13 protein-coding genes are annotated in these 15296 nt (G+C 74.0%); 8 read left to right on the top strand and 5 right to left on the bottom strand.

The window, feature by feature from the left end; all coding sequences use genetic code 11:
- Window positions 1-28: 28 nt before the first annotated feature.
- The 5 genes from ACIQVZ_RS02515 to ACIQVZ_RS02495 all read left to right on the top strand — a co-directional run bounded on the left by ACIQVZ_RS02515 (window position 29) and on the right by ACIQVZ_RS02495 (window position 5567).
- Complete coding sequence (locus ACIQVZ_RS02515) at window positions 29-913, top strand: NAD(P)-dependent oxidoreductase (RefSeq protein ID WP_402446529.1); 885 nt, start codon at window positions 29-31, stop codon at window positions 911-913.
- An 82-nt stretch (window positions 914-995) separates the two neighbouring features.
- Window positions 996-1574, top strand: a complete 579-nt coding sequence (locus ACIQVZ_RS02510) for a flavodoxin family protein (RefSeq protein WP_402446527.1) — start codon at window positions 996-998, stop codon at window positions 1572-1574.
- 430 nt (window positions 1575-2004) lie between these two features.
- Window positions 2005-3204, top strand: coding sequence for an LPXTG cell wall anchor domain-containing protein (locus ACIQVZ_RS02505; protein WP_402446524.1), 1200 nt, complete (start codon window positions 2005-2007; stop codon window positions 3202-3204).
- A gap of 170 nt (window positions 3205-3374) precedes the next feature.
- Complete coding sequence (locus ACIQVZ_RS02500; RefSeq protein WP_402446522.1) at window positions 3375-4601, top strand: hypothetical protein; 1227 nt, start codon at window positions 3375-3377, stop codon at window positions 4599-4601.
- Window positions 4602-4793: 192 nt separating this feature from the next.
- Window positions 4794-5567 carry a MerR family transcriptional regulator gene (locus ACIQVZ_RS02495; protein WP_402446520.1) on the top strand — a complete coding sequence of 258 codons (774 nt, stop codon included), beginning with the start codon at window positions 4794-4796 and terminating at the stop codon, window positions 5565-5567.
- 35 nt (window positions 5568-5602) lie between these two features.
- Here the strand turns inward: ACIQVZ_RS02495 and ACIQVZ_RS02490 are convergent, their stop codons facing one another.
- Entirely contained in the window at window positions 5603-6661 is a 1059-nt protein-coding gene (locus ACIQVZ_RS02490) for a helix-turn-helix domain-containing protein (protein ID WP_402446518.1), read from the bottom strand.
- A 234-nt stretch (window positions 6662-6895) separates the two neighbouring features.
- Here ACIQVZ_RS02490 and ACIQVZ_RS02485 point away from each other — a divergent pair, with 234 nt between their 5' ends.
- On the top strand, window positions 6896-7570 hold the full coding sequence (locus ACIQVZ_RS02485; RefSeq protein WP_402446516.1) for an RNA polymerase sigma factor: 675 nt from the start codon (window positions 6896-6898) through the stop codon (window positions 7568-7570).
- Window positions 7567-9021, top strand: a complete 1455-nt coding sequence (locus tag ACIQVZ_RS02480) for a hypothetical protein (protein WP_402446514.1) — start codon at window positions 7567-7569, stop codon at window positions 9019-9021. The genes ACIQVZ_RS02485 and ACIQVZ_RS02480 overlap by 4 nt, the downstream gene beginning before the upstream one ends.
- Window positions 9022-9073: 52 nt before the next feature.
- On the opposite strand, the gene ACIQVZ_RS02475 is transcribed toward ACIQVZ_RS02480, so the two are convergent.
- Both ACIQVZ_RS02475 and ACIQVZ_RS02470 read right to left on the bottom strand, forming a co-directional pair.
- Window positions 9074-10573 carry an aminopeptidase P family protein gene (locus tag ACIQVZ_RS02475; protein WP_402446511.1) on the bottom strand — a complete coding sequence of 500 codons (1500 nt, stop codon included), beginning with the start codon at window positions 10571-10573 and terminating at the stop codon, window positions 9074-9076.
- 136 nt (window positions 10574-10709) lie between these two features.
- Complete coding sequence (locus ACIQVZ_RS02470; protein WP_350876524.1) at window positions 10710-12146, bottom strand: PP2C family protein-serine/threonine phosphatase; 1437 nt, start codon at window positions 12144-12146, stop codon at window positions 10710-10712.
- Between the two features lie 613 nt (window positions 12147-12759).
- Here ACIQVZ_RS02470 and ACIQVZ_RS02465 point away from each other — a divergent pair.
- On the top strand, window positions 12760-13437 hold the full coding sequence (locus ACIQVZ_RS02465) for a bifunctional DNA primase/polymerase (protein WP_350876521.1): 678 nt from the start codon (window positions 12760-12762) through the stop codon (window positions 13435-13437).
- Between the two features lie 206 nt (window positions 13438-13643).
- Here ACIQVZ_RS02465 and ACIQVZ_RS02460 read toward each other — a convergent pair whose 3' ends face one another.
- Together ACIQVZ_RS02460 and ACIQVZ_RS02455 are read right to left on the bottom strand one after the other, a co-directional pair.
- Window positions 13644-14627 (bottom strand): DUF5926 family protein, encoded by a 984-nt coding sequence (locus tag ACIQVZ_RS02460; RefSeq protein ID WP_350876519.1) that lies wholly within the window; start codon window positions 14625-14627, stop codon window positions 13644-13646.
- A 106-nt stretch (window positions 14628-14733) separates the two neighbouring features.
- Window positions 14734-15276, bottom strand: coding sequence for an ATP-binding protein (locus tag ACIQVZ_RS02455; protein WP_350876516.1), 543 nt, complete (start codon window positions 15274-15276; stop codon window positions 14734-14736).
- Between the last annotated feature and the right edge of the window lie 20 nt (window positions 15277-15296).

Below are 15296 nucleotides of genomic sequence, written 5' to 3'. Positions count from 1 at the left end.
GTGACGGTGACGGCGACGGGAGTGCGCGATGGCCGGGGCGACGATCGGGTTCGTGGGGCTGGGTTCGATGGGGCGGGGCATGGCCGGCAGCCTGCTGCGGGCCGGCCACGCCGTCCGGGTCTGGAACCGCTCGCCCGAGCCGGTGGCCGCTCTGGTGGCCGAAGGCGCCGAGGCGGCCGGCACGCTCGCCGAGGTGTACGCCGCCGACACCGTGGTCTCCATGCTCGCCAACGACGAGGCGGTCGAACGGCTGCTGCTCGACCCCGCCCTGCTCGCGGGCGCCGCGACGACCCTGCACGTCAACATGGCCAGCATCTCCGTCGGGCTGGCCGAGCGCGCCGAGGCACTGCACGCCGAGCACGGCATCGGCTACCTCGCCGCCCCGGTCCTCGGCCGTCCGCCGGTCGCGGCGGCCGGCCGGTTGAACATCCTGACCGCCGGCGCGCCGGAGCTGCTGGCCCGCGCGGAGCCGCTGTTCGCCGCGATGGGGGAGCGCACCTGGCACTTCGGTGCGAGCCCGCGACAGGCCAACACCGCCAAGATCAGCACCAACTTCCTGCTGGCCTGCGCGATCGAGTCGATGGCCGAGGCATGCAGCCTGGCCGAGGCCCACGGCGTCCGGCCGACCGACCTGGTCGAGATGTTCGCCGGCACGCTGTTTCCGGGGCCGGTGTACTCCGGCTACGGCGCGATGGTCGCCGAACGCCGCTACGAGCCGGCCGGGTTCAGGCTGCCGCTGGGCCTCAAGGATGTCGGCCTGGCCCTGGAGGCCGGGGCCGCGCGGAACGTCCCGCTCCCGTTCGCCGGCATCCTGCGGGACGCCTTCCTGGACGCGCTGGCCCACGGCGACGCGGACAAGGACTGGGCGGCGGTCGCGGCCGTCGCCCGGCGCCGGGCCGGCCTGCCCGAGTGAACTCCCGGGCGCCGGAGGCGGAATAACCAGGGCGCGGGGGGTGCTCGCACCTCCATCCGCACCACCGACCGGGGGAGTTCCGATGGCCGACCAGCCGACGGGCGCCGAGACGCCGCGCACCTTCCTGTTCCTCGACGCCAGTTCGCGCGCCGGCGGCAACTCCGAGCAACTCGCCCGGCTGGCCGTCGAGGCGAGCCTGCCGGCCGGGTCGGAGCAGCGCTGGCTGCGGCTGAGCGAGCACCCGCTGCCGCCCTTCGAGGACCTGCGGCACGTCGAGGGCGGCCGCTACCCCGAGCCGGTCGGTCACGAACGGACGTTGCTGGACGCCACGTTGGCGGCCACCGACCTGGTCTTCGTCGCACCGCTGTACTGGTACTCGCTGCCGACCAGCGCGAAGCTCTACCTCGACCACTGGTCGTCCTGGCTCCGGCAGCCCGGGGCGGACTTCCGGGCCCGGATGCGCGGCGGCACCATCTGGGGCGTCACGGCCCTCGCCACCGAGGACGACAAGGCCGAACCGCTGATCGGCACGCTCCGGCTGACGGCCGAGTACATGGGGATGCGCTGGGGCGGCGCGCTGCTCGGCAACGGCACCCGCCCCGGGGACGTGCTGCGCGACGAGCGGGCGCTGATCGCGGCCAAGTCCTTCTTCGCGGGCTGAGCCCGCGCACCCGTTCCGGCGGGCGCTCGCGCAGGCGCTCACCCGGACCTTCACGCGGACGTTCGCACCGGCGCGCACAAGGCGTTCGCACCGACCCTCACAGGACATTCACCCGGTCATTCGCCGGACGTTCACACGACCGATCGCTTCACGCCACGCGAGGCGGTGCGATACGGTCCCCCGGGCGTGTACCCGTCACTCTCCGGTCATCTTTCGGTAAAGAGCAAAAGCCTTACCGCAGGACGGAATTGGGCGATTCGGGCACCCCCGTCCCGTGAGCGGTCCCCAGCGTGACACCCGCCTTCCGGAGTGGCCGGATCCTTCGGTAATCTCCGTCGGACTTTCAAGCTTCGCGAGGGGTCAGAGGCGTCCACGGCCGCCCGCCCCGCCGCGCCCCGGGCCTCGCCCGGACTCTTCCGTGAGGTCTCCCTTGTCCATACGTCGCAGTCTTGCCCTTGCCGGCGTCGCCGCGCTCGCGTCCTCGCTCGTGCTGTCCGGCGCCCAGGGCGCCATGGCCGTCGGCACCACCGGTTCCCCGTCCGCCGCCGCGCAGGCGGCCGGCAAGGCCTCCCACCAGAGCCTCGACCTCTCAGTGAACGGCGTGCCCGGCACCTTCATCGCCGGCGGCGACGCCCGCGACTTCACCTTCAAGATCGACAACTCGACGAAGCACGACTTCCTCTTCCTCCCGCTGCTCAAGTTCAAGAACAAGGCGGGCTCGCTCAAGGCGAAGGACCTCAAGGTCCAGTACCAGCTGCCCGGTGGCCAGTGGCAGACCGGTGCGGTCGCCGCCGACGGCGGCGAGGACAAGGACAAGTCCGTCCTCACCCTGCTCGGTGCCCTCGGCCCGGACGGCAACCCCACCGACGACGACCTGCTCGTCGTGAACCGCGGCAAGAGCTTCTCGATCAAGGTCCGGGTCTCCTTCACCTCGGAGGCGCCGCTCGGCCGGGCCGGCGTCGTCCCGGTGGTGTTCTCCGCCGAGCTCGACGACGAGAGCCACGAGCCGGTCGACGGGGGCCACCTCAGCTGCGACGGCGTCCGCGGCGCGGGCTTCGTGATCAAGGCGGGCGGCGGCGGCAAGCCGAGCCCGACCATCAGCCCGAGCCACACCGGCAAGCCCAGCCCGACCGCGAGCACCTCGCCGACCGCCTCCACCTCGCCGACGGCCTCCCACTCGGCGAGCGCGAGCGCGAGCACGTCGCCGACGGCCTCCGCCTCCACCTCGGCCACCCCCTCCACCTCGGCCACCCCGAGCGCCGAGCCGACCACGCCGCCGACCTCGGTCCCGCCGACCACCCCGACCACCCCGACGACGGGCGAGCCGTCCGCCTCCGCCTCCGCCTCCGCGTCGACCTCGACCTCGGCCCCGGCCCCGGCTGACGGCAACGGCGACACCGCCGGCCCGATCGACTTCCCGGTGGCCGTCCCGACCCTCACCCCGCCGCCGCTCACCCCGGCCGCCGTCACCAAGGCCAAGGCCGCCGCCGACAACGGCGACAAGGCCCTGGCCCAGACCGGTGGCGGTGACGACACCACCGCCATCGCCGTGGCCGGCGGCGCCGTGCTGCTCGCCGGTGTCGGCACCCTCGTGGTGCTGCGCCGCCGCAAGTCGGCCCAGCAGGGCTGACCGCGGCCGCAAGGCACGCTCCAGCCGCTACACCGAGGCGGTACCCGCCCGACAACCGCCCGCGCCGCCCGGCCGTCCGTTCGACGGACCTCCGGGCGGCGCGGGCGGGACACCTCCGTCACATAGGATGTCCGGCCGGAGGGGGGCGGAACCGGCGGGGAGAGGGACAGGTGCGGGGATCACGCACGGCACGGGCGGCCACCGACTACGAGTCGGCGACCGGGCGGATCGCGGGGCTGCCGCTGCGCAGACACCACGTTCTGCTGGTGGCCTGGACGGTGCTCTGGTTCTTCCTGGTCGAGCCCAGCGGCGGCTTCTCCTGGCACTACCTGCGCCAGGGCGAGCAGCTGCTCTTCAGCGACCACCCGGACGGCGGGCTGGCGCTCTACGCCCACCACCCGGAACTGCAGATCGGCCCGGTCAGCCTGGCCGTGGCCCGGCTCACGGCCCCGTTCTCGGCCCACACCGGCCAGCTGATCGCCGAGGCGGCGATGTCCGGGCTCGGCCTGGTGATGCTGGTCCTGATCGGTCGCACCGCCGCCCTGTACTACCTGGGCACCGGTACCAACCACCGCCGGCTCCAGCAGCGCCTGCTGATCGCCGGACTGGCGTTCATCCCGATGTGGGTCGAGGTCTCGGTCCGCTTCGCGCACCTGGACGACGTCCTGGCGCTGTTCTTCACCACCCTCGCCGTGCACGCCCTGGCCCGCGGCAAACCCACCATGGTCGGCGTCTACCTGGCGCTGGCGGTGGACTCCAAGCCCTGGGCGATCGCCTTCGCCCCGCTGATCCTGGCGCTGCCCAGGCCCGCCTGGCTGCGCAGCGCGATCTGGTTCGTCGCACTGGTGGCGATCGCCTGGCTGCCGTTCTACCTGGGCAATCTGGACACCCTGGCCGCGGCCAAGTTCACCATCCCCAACCAGCCGGCTTCCGCACTGCGCTGGTTCGGGGTGACCGACCCGGCCACCCCCTGGTGGGACCGCCCGACCCAGTTCGCCCTCGGCCTCGGCCTCGGCACCATCGCGGTCTGGCGCGGCCGCTGGCCGGCCGTGGTGCTGCTCGGCGCGGACGCGCGGATCCTGCTCGACCCGAGCGTGTACACCTACTACACGGCCTCGATCCTGCTCGGCACCCTGCTCTGGGACGCGGTCGGGCAGAAGCGGCTCGTCCCGTGGTGGAGCTGGATAGCGCTGGCCGCGCTGTACGGCGGGACGCTGTTCATCCCGTCCGACGCGGGCCGCGGCTTCGTCCGGCTGGCCTTCGTGGTGGTCTCCGCCGCGTACGTGCTGTTCTGGCCCACCCAGCAGACACGCCGCCCGCGGACCCCGGCGGACGGCGAGGGGCGGCGCCGTTCCTCCCGGCGGCGCGAACGCGTCCTGACCGGCACCGGAGCCTGACCGGCACCGGAGCCTGACCGGCACCGGAGCCTGACCGGCACCGGAGCCTGACCGGCACCGGAGCCTGACCGGCGCAGGCGCAGGCGCAGGCGCGGGCGCGGGCACAGCGCCGGGCCCTCCCTCCCGAGAACGGCTTGACCCTCACGCGGCGTGAGAGCGGAGGCTGGTGGTCAGCACGAAGGGAGAACCCGGATGAGCAGCGAGGGCTACTCGGTCGGATCCGTGGCCAAGATCGCCAAGGTGACCGTCCGCACCCTGCACCACTACGACGAGATCGGCCTGTTGTCCCCCGCGGGCCGCACCCGGACCGGCTACCGCCGCTACCAGGACGCCGACCTCGACCGATTGCAGCAGATCCTCTTCTACCGCGAACTCGGGTTCCCCCTGGAAGAGATCGCGGCGATCCTGGACGACGACTCGGTCAGCCCGAGCGAGCACCTCCGGCGGCAGCACCGGCTTCTGACCGACCGGATCAGGCACCTCCAGGACCTCGCCACAGCCGTCGAACACGCCATGGAGGCACGAAGAATGGGCATTCAGCTGAGCCCGGAGGAGAAGTTCGAGATCTTCGGCGAGGGCTACCAGGAGGAGTGGGAGCAGGAGGCCGAGCAGCGCTGGGGCGACACCGCGGCCTGGGCCGAGTCGCAGCGCCGCACCGGCGGCTACGACAAGGCCGACTGGCAGCGGATCCAGGCGGAGATGGCCGACCTCAACACCCGCTTGGTCGAGGCGCTCACCGCCGGCGAACCCGCCGACGGCGCCGCCGCCACGGACCTCGCCGAGGCGCACCGGCAGCACATCCGCCAGAACTTCTACGACTGCACGTTCACCGTCCACCGCGGCCTGGCCGGGCTGTACGTCTCGGACCCGAGGTGGACCACCACCTACGAGAACCTCGCCCCGGGCCTGGCGCAGTGGCTGCACGACGCCATCCTCGCCAACGCGGACCGGCACGAGAAGGCATGACAACAGCCTGATGCCGGGCCGCGTGGCCGAGCGGGCTACGCGACCCCGCGCCCGAAGGAGCGCCGGTAGGCGGTCGGGGAGGTGCGCATCACCCGGCCGAAGTGGTGGCGGAAGGTCGCGGCGCTCTCGAAGCCGACCGCCGCCGCGATCTCCTCCACCGTCCCCTCCGGTGACTCCAGCAACGGCAGGCTGGCCGCGATGCGCTGGGTGACGACCCAGCGCATCGGGCTGGTGCCGTTGCGCGCCGTGAAGTGCCGCAGGTACGAGCGGTCCGACATCCGGGCGGCGCGGGCCAGCAGCGAGATGGTCAGCGGGGACGCCAGGTGGCCCATCGCCCACTGCATGCTGCGGGCGACCCCGTCGTCCTCCTCGTCGACCGGGCGGACGGCGGCCTCGATGAACTGGGCCTGCCCGCCGTCCCGGTGCGGCGCCACCACGAAGCGGCGGGCCACGCTGTTGGCCACCTTGGCGCCGTGGTCGCGGCGGACCAGGTGCAGGCAGAGGTCGATCCCGGCGGCGCTGCCCGCGCTGGTGAGCACGTTCCCGTTGTCGACGTACAGCACGTCCGGGTTGACCCGCACGTCCGGGTGGCGCTGCTGGAGCAGGTCGGCGTACCGCCAGTGGGTGGTCGCCTCCCGCCCGTCCAGCAGTCCGGCGGCGGCCAGCGCGAAGGCGCCCGAGCAGATCGAGACGATCCGGGCGCCGCGCTCGTGCGCCGTCCGCAGCGCGGCGACCAGCCCGGGGGAGACCGCGCCGCCGAACGCGTTCGGCACCCCGGGGACCACCACCGTGTCGGCCGCGGCCAGGTCGTCCAGCCCGTGCCGGGCGGTCAGCGCGAACCCGCCCACCGCGTCCAGCGCCGTCCCGGGCCGGTCGGCGCACACCTTCAGCCCGTACCAGGGCGCTGCCAGCAGGCCGCCCAGTTCGGGCCGGGCCAGGCCGAACACCTCCACCACCACGCCGAGCTCGAAGGGCGCCATGCCCGCGAAGGCGTACACCGCGACGTGGTGCACCGGTTCCGGGCGGGGGCCGATGACGACGGGCACCGGGCCCGGCCCGGTGTCGACCGGGCCCTCGACGTGCTGCTCGGTCATGCGGACCCCCTGCTGACGGGTGGCGGGATGGCGGTGAGTGTAGCCGTTTCGGCCGCCCGGGAATCTTCCTCGGATCCACCTGCAACCTCCACCCCGGTCACACGTCCATTGGTACGGGGGCGGAGAGAGGCGGGCCGAGGGTGGCTGTCAGGATCTCCCCGATCACGATCTTGATCAGGAGTCCTGACGGTCCGGCGAGAGCCGCCACCGTCCCGGGGGAAAGCGGAAACGCGCATGTCCATGGCCATCGGGCCGATCGCCGGGCCGACGAGGGGGCGCGGTTTCTCCGTTCGCGCAGTGGTCGCCGTGCTGTTCGGCGCGCAGGAGGCCGGCGAGGTGTCCGCCGGCCCGGGCGACGAGCAGTCGGTGCAGCGCCGCTCCGGCTTCCGGCTGCTGCGCGGCGGGCGCAGGCCCGCGGAGGACCGGCCGACCCTGACCGACCTGTACCACGCCCACCGGCTGGGCCTGGTGCGGATGGCCGTCCTCCTGGTCGACCACCAGGACCTGGCCGAGGACGTCGTCCAGGAGGCCTTCACCCAGCTCTACCAGCGGTACGGCGAGCACCTGGACGACCTGGACAACGCGCTCGGCTACCTGCGCACCGCGGTGGTCAACGGCGCCCGGTCGATGCTGCGCCGCCGGAAGACCGCCCGCGAGTACGTCCCGCCGCACGAGCCCGACGCCGCCTCCGCGGAGGACCACGCGGTGCTCAACGACGAGCACCGAAGGGTGCTCGCGGCCATGCAGGAGCTGACCCCCCGCCAGCGCGAGGTGCTGGTGCTGCGCTACTGGTCCGACCTGTCGGAGGCGCAGATCGCCGAGGCCCTGGGGCTGTCCCGGGGTGCCGTGAAGTCCACCGCCAGCCGGGCCCTGGACGCCTTGGAAAAGCATCTGGAGAAGGTTCGATGACCGACAAGCTCCCCGGCCGCGAGAGCGGAGGCCGAGACGGTGACGGGCCGGCCGAGACGGCGACCGAACGGCTGCTGCGCGAGGCGATGGACGCCCGCGCCTCGCTGATCACCGCGCGCACCCTGCGCCCGGCGCAACCGCCGCGCGGCCGGGTGCGGCGGTTGCGCCCGGTCTACCTGACCGCCGTGCCGGTCTTCGCGCTGGCCGCCTCCCTGGCGATCGGCCTGCTCACCTTCCACGGCGACCCGCTGGCCAAGCAGGACGTCCCCCCACCGGCCGCCACCATGACGACCTCGCCGAGCCCGTCCCCCGAGCCGACCGCCGCCCCGACCCCCACGGCCACCTCGCCGGACACCGGCAGCCCCGCCGCCGACCCGGGGACCGTCGCCCCCCTCTCCGACCCGACGTCGGCCGGCACCCGGACGACGGCGCCGCCCACCACCCCCGCCACCACCCCGGCCACCACCGCGCCGGCCGGGACGACGTACCCCTTCCGGGGCGCCAGGTTCAAGATCCCGCCAGGCTGGCGGGCCGTCAATCCCGATCCGTCCGCGAACAGCCTCTGCATCCTGAGCCCGAGTGCTCCGCAGGACGCCTCGGCCGGGGACTGCCTGCCGCACGGCGTGCTTCTGACGGTCACGGACCAGGAGCCGCAGGTCTGGCCGGGGCCGTCCTACCTGGATTCCGACACCGGATGGTCCCCGCAGCCCTGGTGCCCGGCGTGGGCCTACTCCCCCACGCTCACCAGGAACGGACAGATCGACAGTGTCGGCCCGACCAAGAGCACACCCACGGTTGCAGGCCGTGCGGCACGCAAGTCGCAGTGGCAGATCAACTGCGGCGGCGACGCCTTCACGGCCCAGATGTGGGCCCTGCCGAAGGACTTCGTGTCCGTCTCGGCGATCGGCCTCAAGGCCGACTACCAGCCCGGACTGATGACGATCGTCAACACCCTCGACCTGAGCGGCCGCCAGACGCCGCCCACGGAGGCCAACCGGAACGACATCACGGTCGCTTTCGACGGCCTGGCGGCCGGTCAGCAGCTGACGGCGGGGAGCTCGGTCGTCACCTTCTCGGTGACCTTCCGGAACACCAGCCAGAACACCTACGGCCAGGTGCAGCCACTGGTCGTCACGGAGCCCTACCCGGGTTCGCCGCCGGTGCAGGTCGTGCAGGCGCCCAACGACGGCAAGCTGGAGCGTCAGGACGGCGACACCTGGAGGCCGGTGCCGATGGGGCCGGGCAGCGACATGGGCTACGCGGTGGCGGACCAGGCGTCGTTCTTCTCCCTGGCCCCGGGGCAGACCAGGAAGGTCACCTACCGGCTGACCCTGGGCGCCGGGAACGGCCCGGGGGACATGCCGGTCTCGGCGCAGGTGACGCTTCCGTACAACGGAAGCAAGCTGACCGTGCTCGGCGACAAGAAGATCTCCGTCAAGGTCACCAAGTGACACGGGGGCCCGGCCTCCCCACCACGGGGAGGCCGGGCCCTCGGTGCGTGGCTCAGGCCAGCGAGGCCATCCAGGCCTCGACCTCGTCGGCGCGGCGCGGCAGTCCGGCCGAGAGGTTCTCGTTGCCGTCGGCGGTGACCAGGATGTCGTCCTCGATCCGGACGCCGATGCCGCGGTACTCCTGCGGCACGGTCAGGTCGTCCTGCTGGAAGTACAGGCCGGGCTCGACGGTGAGGACCATGCCGGGCACCAGCAGCGCGTCGGCGTGCTCCTCGCGGCGCGAGTGGGCGCAGTCGTGGACGTCGAGGCCGAGCATGTGGCCGGTGCCGTGCAGGGTCCAGCGGCGCTGGAGGCCCAGCTCCAGGACCTTCTCGACGTCGTACGCCGAGGCGTCCAGCAGGCCCCAGGCGAGCAGGCGCTCGGCGAGCACGCGCTGCGAGGCGTCGTGGAAGTCGCGGAAGCGGGCGCCGGGCTTCACCGCGGCGATGCCGGCCTCCTGGGCGTCGTACACGGCGTCGTAGATCTTGCGCTGGAGGTCGTTGAAGCGGCCGTCGATCGGCAGGGTGCGGGTGACGTCGGCGGTGTAGAGGGTGTGGGTCTCCACGCCGGCGTCCAGCAGCAGCAGCTCGCCGGGGCGGACGTCGCCGTCGTTGCGGACCCAGTGCAGCGTGGTGGCGTGCGGGCCGGCGGCGGCGATGGTGCCGTAGCCGACGTCGTTGCCCTCGACCCGGGCGCGGCGCCAGAAGGTGCCCTCGATCCAGCGCTCGGAGGTGGCGACGGCCTGGCCGAGCTCGCGGACCACGTCGGTGAAGCCCTTGACGGTGGCGTCGCAGGCGGCGCGCAGCTCGCCGACCTCCCACTCGTCCTTGACCAGCCGCAGGCCGCTCAGGAACTCCTTGAACTCGGCGTCCCGGTCGGCGTCCAGCACGTCGGCCAGGGTGTCCTCCAGGCCGGCGTCGTAGCCGCGGACGATCCGGGTGGGCACCGCGGAGTCCTTGGTGCGCCCGGCCAGTTCCTCGGCGGCCTTGCGCACGTCGCGCGCCGGCAGGCCGAGCAGCTGCTCCTGCTCGCCCAGGCTGTTGCGGCGGCCGACCCACAGCTCGCCGTAGCCGTCCAGCCAGAACTCGCCGTTCTCGCGGTCGGAGCGGGGCAGCAGGTAGAGGGCGAACTCGTGGCCGGCGTCGCCGGTGGGCTCGGCGACGAGCACGGCGTCCTCGGTCTGGTCGCCGGTGAGGTGCACGTACTCGCTGGAGGCGCGGAAGCTGTAGTCGGTGTCGTTGGAGCGCACCCGCAGGTTGCCGGCCGGGACGACCAGCCGCTCGCCGGGGTAGGCGGCGGAGAGCCGGGCGCGGCGCTCGGCCGCGTAGGCGGCCTGGGCGACCGGGACGAGGCCGTGCAGGTCGGTGTCGGCCCAGCCGGTCTTCATCGAGGCGGCCAGCTCGTCGGAGACCTCGCCGTACAGGCCGTTCTTGCGGCCCTTGAACTGCTGCGGCTCGTCGCCGCCGTCGGCTTCGGGGTTCTCGGCCACTGCGGGCGTGCGGTCCTCGGTCACGTGTAACGCCTCCTTGGGGTGGTACCGCCGCCCCTCGGGGGAGTGTCGGATCGCGACACGCGCGGGCGGCCGTGCGTCCATGGTACGGACGCCCGGCCGCTCGCCCGTTCGGGGTCGGGACGACTGTTCGGGGCGGCTATGCGAAGCGGGCCGCGAGCAGCAGCAGGTCGTCGGTGGCCGGTCCGGGGCCGGGGTCGGGGCAGACGGCCAGCAGGTGGGCGCAGAGCCGGTCCGGGTCGATCCGCACGTCGCGCGGGGCGTCGGCGGCGGCCCGGCGCAGGTTGGCCTGGCCGGCGTGCAGGGTCGGGCCGCAGCGGCGGGCCAGCCCCTCGGTGTAGAGCAGCAGGGTGTCGCCGCGGTCGGCGGTGAGCTCGACGCCGGGGGCCTCCCAGCAGGCCAGCATGCCGAGCGGGGCGGAGAGCGAGGTCTCCACGAACTCGGCGCCGTGCCGGCCGACCAGGACGGGCGGGCAGTGGCCGGCGCCGGCCAGGGTGATCCGGCGCTCCTCGGGTTCCACCCAGGCGTAGACGGCGGTGGCGGTGCGGGCCGGCTCGGTGGTCTTGAGCAGCAGTTCCAGGTCGCCGAGGACGGACACCGGGTCCTCGCCCTCCAGGACGGCGTAGGCGCGCAGCGCGGCCCGGATCCTGCCCATCGCGGCGGCCGCGCCGGGGGCGGAGCCGGGGCCCGCGCCGGGGCCGTCGCCGGAGACGGAGCCGACGGTGAGGCCGACGGTGCCGTCCGGCAGCGGGATGGCGTCGTACCAGTCGCTGCCGCAGGAGCGGTCCAGGCCGGCCGGGAGGATCCGGGCGGCCAGCCGCAGGCCGGCGGGCTGGGGGAGCCGGTCGGGCAGCAGGCCGCGGCGCAGCGCCTCGGTGGTGCGCCGGACCTTGTCCGCCTCCAGCTGTTTGGCGAGCAGCGGGGCGGCGATCCCGGCGTAGCGGTGGGCGAGCTCGCGCTGGCGCTCGGTGGGTTCGGCGGGCTCGTCGTAGAACCAGAGGGCGGCGGCGAGCGGGCCGTCCTCCTCGGTGGCGAGCGGCAGGCCGTAGCAGCCGCCGAGGCCGAGCTGGGTGGCGAGTTCGCGCAGCCGGGCGCCGGTGGCCGGGTCCTCGGCGAGGTCGGGGGAGTGCAGCCGTTCGGGCCGGTCCTGTTCGCGCAGCAGCCTGGCGAGCAGGCTCTGCTCGGGCGGGACGGTCTCCAGCGCGCCGAGGCTGGCGCGGTCGAGGCCGAGGCCGACGGGCTGGCCGGGCCGGCCGCCGGGCATCCGGGTGACCAGGACGCCGCGGCGGGCGCCGAGCAGGGCGGCGCCGGAGGCGAGGACGGTGTCCAGGGTGTCGGCGAGGCCGCGGGCGCGGGCGAGCTGTTCGGTGTGCCGGTGCAGGCTGGTGAAATCGGACAGCCGTCCGGCCAAACGGTCCTGCACCCCGGCGGCCGGTGCCGTGCGGACGTCCGCCGCGCCGTCCTGCGCGTCGGCGGGGCCGGGGAAGCCCGGTGGCTCGAGGACGGTCAGCCCGCCGGCGCTGCCGGGCTCGCCCGGCTCGGAGGGTGTCGACGACGACGGGTGGGACTCGGTCATGCCGCCACTCCTGACGTGCTACGTGCCATGCGGAACCCCCAGGTACGGCCGGTGTGGAGCGATGACGGCCAAAGGGCGCGTTTCGCCTCGATTCGCTACTACTCGTCATTGATCGACAGCAATGCCACCACTTCTACACAGGCCATTTGGGGCATGTCCAGATCCAGGACGACGCGGTGGCCTGTTCCACATCCGCGAGACCCGGTCGGGGGGCGCGTACGGCCTGGCCGCGCGCCGGTCCGGTCGGGAGGCATGGAGGGGACCGGGAGCGGGCAGAAGGGAGGGGACGGACCCGGCGGCCGTCCGGATCGTATGCCCGCGCCGCCCGGGGTCCGGGCTGGCCGGAAGTCTCTCACTCGTACGGTGGAACCAAGCGCGCCCGGGCGGCGTCCATCCGGTCGCATACGGGATTCTCGTTCCAGGGGCTGTTTCAGTGCGTGGCCCTTCTCATGTCGTGCTCCACACCGTGATCCACGTCGTCGCCGCGCCGCCCGCCATGCCGCCCGCCCCCCTTCGCGCCTTCGGGGCCGTGCCACCGCGGGTCCGCGTGACGAGTCCCGGCGGTGCCGACGGGCCGGAGCGAACCGAGCGGTCAGGGAAAGGAACGAGCGCCATGCGTGAGAACCCGAAAGATCCGTGTCCGCCCGCCACCCCCCACCACCCCGTCCAGGACGACGTCGCACGTCAGCGCCCTGCCCGGCTCGCCGCGGCCCTGACGGCCGCCGTCGACCACCGCTGGCCCGTGGTGCCGGGGGCCGTCCTGCGCGGCGGTCAGTGCTCCTGCGGCGACCAGGACTGCGTCGTGCCGGGCGCGCACCCGCACGACCCGTCGCTGCTGGCCGCCACCACGGACGCCCGGATGGTGCGCTGGTGGTGGGAGCGGCAGAGCCCGGACGCTCCGGTGCTGGCCGCCACCGGTTCGGTGGTCTCGGCGGTCAGCCTGCCGGCGGCGGCCGGCGCCCGGGCGCTGGTCTACCTGGGCGCGCTGCGGCTGCCGCTCGGTCCGGTGCTGGCGATGCCGGGCCGGTACGCGTTGCTGGTGGCCCCGTACTCGCTGGACGCACTCGGCGAGATGCTCGCTCAACTCCCTTGGGTGCCAGGCTCGTTGCGCTACCACGGGGTGGACGGCTTCCTGCCGCTGCCGCCCGGCGGAGCGGCCGGCCGGGTGCGCTGGGTGCTGGCCCCGCGCCCGGACGCCGACGGCGGGGTGTGGCTGCCGCAGGTCGGGCCGCTGCTGGGCGAGTTGGTGGAGGCGACGGTCCGGTTGGACAGCGGTCGCTCGGCGTACTGATCCGCCGGTCCGTTCCCGGGCCGCTCGTCGGGGCCCTGCGGAAAACAAAAGATCCGGCCGCTGGCGACGGGGGATGCACCAGCGGCCGGACTCTTTAGACAGTAACAAGGATCCGCGCCCGCGCCAATTTCCAAGACGCCCTGCCCGCCCGGAAATTGCGGCTTCATGGCGACAATGTGACGCGTATCACCCGGATCCCGGGCGCTTTAGTTCAAGGTGACCTGACGGTTCACCAGGTTCGCGCGGGCGCGCCGCTCCTCGGCGGTCAGCGGGGTCTCGTCGGCGAGCACCGAGGCCAGCCGCTCGGCGAACTCGGCGGCCGGCTTCTCGCAGTCGGCGGCGGTCATGGCGAGCGGGAGGTCCCAGACCGGGACGGTCAGGCCGTGCGCGCGGAACGAGCCGACCAGGCGGGTGTCCGGGCCGAGCGAGGACTGGTCGGCGGCGCTCAGCCGGGCCAGCGCGTCCAGCAGCCGCTCCTCGGGCACGGTCATCACCCAGCGCAGGTGGTTCTTGTCGGGGGTGCCGCACCAGTAGGCGGCGTCGGCGCTCGCCAGCTTCTCGGTCGGGATGGCCGAGGCGTTGGCGCGCTCCAGGGAGGCGGCGACCTCGCCGGTCGCGGTCTCGGCGTCCTCCAGCCAGAACTCGAAGCCGGTGTGCACGGCCGGCGTGAACGCGGCGGTGACGTCCAGCAGGTCCTGCAGCCGGCGTCCGCCCGCCTCGGTCCGGCGGGACGGCACCGGGTTGCCCGGCTCGGTGGCCAGCGCCAGCTCCAGGGCGTCCGCGAGGTCGCGGCTGAGGTCGCCGGAGGAGGACTGGGTCTGCAGGCCGAGCAGGATGGAGCCGTCCTGGCGGCGCAGGGCCGGCCAGGCCAGCGGCAGCACGGTGGCCAGGGTCACCGACGGGACCTCGCCGACGGCGCCCTCGGCCACCCCGGCGGCCAGCGTCAGCGGCACCGTGGCGGCGGGCACCAGCTCGCGCAGCGCGACCCAGTCGGCCTCGCCCGACAGGCCCTCGAACGGGCGGTGCACCAGCTCCTGCACCGCGTGCGAGGCCTCCCGGCCGTGGCAGGCCTTGTACCGGCGGCCCGAACCGCAGGGGCAGTTCTCGCGGGCCCCCACCACGGGGACCTCGCCCGCGACGGCGGTGGTGGACTGACGCTGCGGCGCCTTCTTGGCGGCCTTCTTGCCCATGGTGCGGCTCTCCCGGGAACGGTGGTCCTTTGCTCCGGGCAGCCTACTGACGTTCCCCCGGCGCGCGGGCACGCGCCGGGCGGACGGGTGAGGAGCGCGCGTCGGTTCAGGCGCTGCGGGCGTCACCACCGGTGCGCCGGGCGTGCCGGGCCCGGGCGGGCAGCGCCGCCCAGACCGTCACCTCGCCGGGCGCGTCGCGCACGCCCCAGTCGCTGGCCAGCTGGTCGACGATGTTCAGGCCGCGACCGCCGCGCGAGGTCAACGAGGGTCCTGCGGGCAGCGGCCGGGTGGTCGCGCCGCCGTCGGTGACCTCCAGGGTGAGCACGCCGTCGGCGTGCAGCTGCCAGCGGACCAGCACGCCGCCGTCCGTTCCGCTCCCGTGCTCCTCGTGCTCCCGGCCGCCCGGGGCGCAGTGCGTCCCGGAGGGGACGCCGACCAGTAGTTGGTCCACCACCTCGGCCCGGGCGCCGCGCCCCAGGGCCCGCAGCGGGCCGAGCGGACGGGCGTACCGACAGGCGTTGCTCAGCAGTTCGGAAAGGATCAGTACGGCATCATCGATGACCGGCTCCGGTATCTGCCGGTCGCCGAGATCTCGACGCAGTCGGCGCCGTGCGACCCCGACACTCGCCGGGCCGTGCGGCACTGCCATGGTCGATGAAGTCGGCACTT

This window comes from Kitasatospora sp. NPDC098663, assembly GCF_044760075.1.
GTDB lineage: Bacteria > Actinomycetota > Actinomycetes > Streptomycetales > Streptomycetaceae > Kitasatospora.
This window is presented reverse-complemented; position numbering and strand designations above follow the sequence as displayed.

Excerpts from the sequence above, each read along its gene's own strand:
- ACIQVZ_RS02515 (WP_402446529.1), top strand. The coding sequence starts at position 29 with ATGGCCGGGGCGACGATCGGGTTCGTGGGGCTGGGTTCGATGGGGCGG.
- ACIQVZ_RS02510 (WP_402446527.1), top strand. The coding sequence starts at position 996 with ATGGCCGACCAGCCGACGGGCGCCGAGACGCCGCGCACCTTCCTGTTC.
- ACIQVZ_RS02495 (WP_402446520.1), top strand. The coding sequence starts at position 4,794 with ATGAGCAGCGAGGGCTACTCGGTCGGATCCGTGGCCAAGATCGCCAAG.
- ACIQVZ_RS02490 (WP_402446518.1), bottom strand. The coding sequence starts at position 6,661 with ATGACCGAGCAGCACGTCGAGGGCCCGGTCGACACCGGGCCGGGCCCG.
- ACIQVZ_RS02485 (WP_402446516.1), top strand. The coding sequence starts at position 6,896 with ATGTCCATGGCCATCGGGCCGATCGCCGGGCCGACGAGGGGGCGCGGT.
- ACIQVZ_RS02480 (WP_402446514.1), top strand. The coding sequence starts at position 7,567 with ATGACCGACAAGCTCCCCGGCCGCGAGAGCGGAGGCCGAGACGGTGAC.
- ACIQVZ_RS02470 (WP_350876524.1), bottom strand. The coding sequence starts at position 12,146 with ATGACCGAGTCCCACCCGTCGTCGTCGACACCCTCCGAGCCGGGCGAG.
- ACIQVZ_RS02465 (WP_350876521.1), top strand. The coding sequence starts at position 12,760 with ATGCGTGAGAACCCGAAAGATCCGTGTCCGCCCGCCACCCCCCACCAC.
- ACIQVZ_RS02460 (WP_350876519.1), bottom strand. The coding sequence starts at position 14,627 with ATGGGCAAGAAGGCCGCCAAGAAGGCGCCGCAGCGTCAGTCCACCACC.
- ACIQVZ_RS02455 (WP_350876516.1), bottom strand. The coding sequence starts at position 15,276 with ATGGCAGTGCCGCACGGCCCGGCGAGTGTCGGGGTCGCACGGCGCCGA.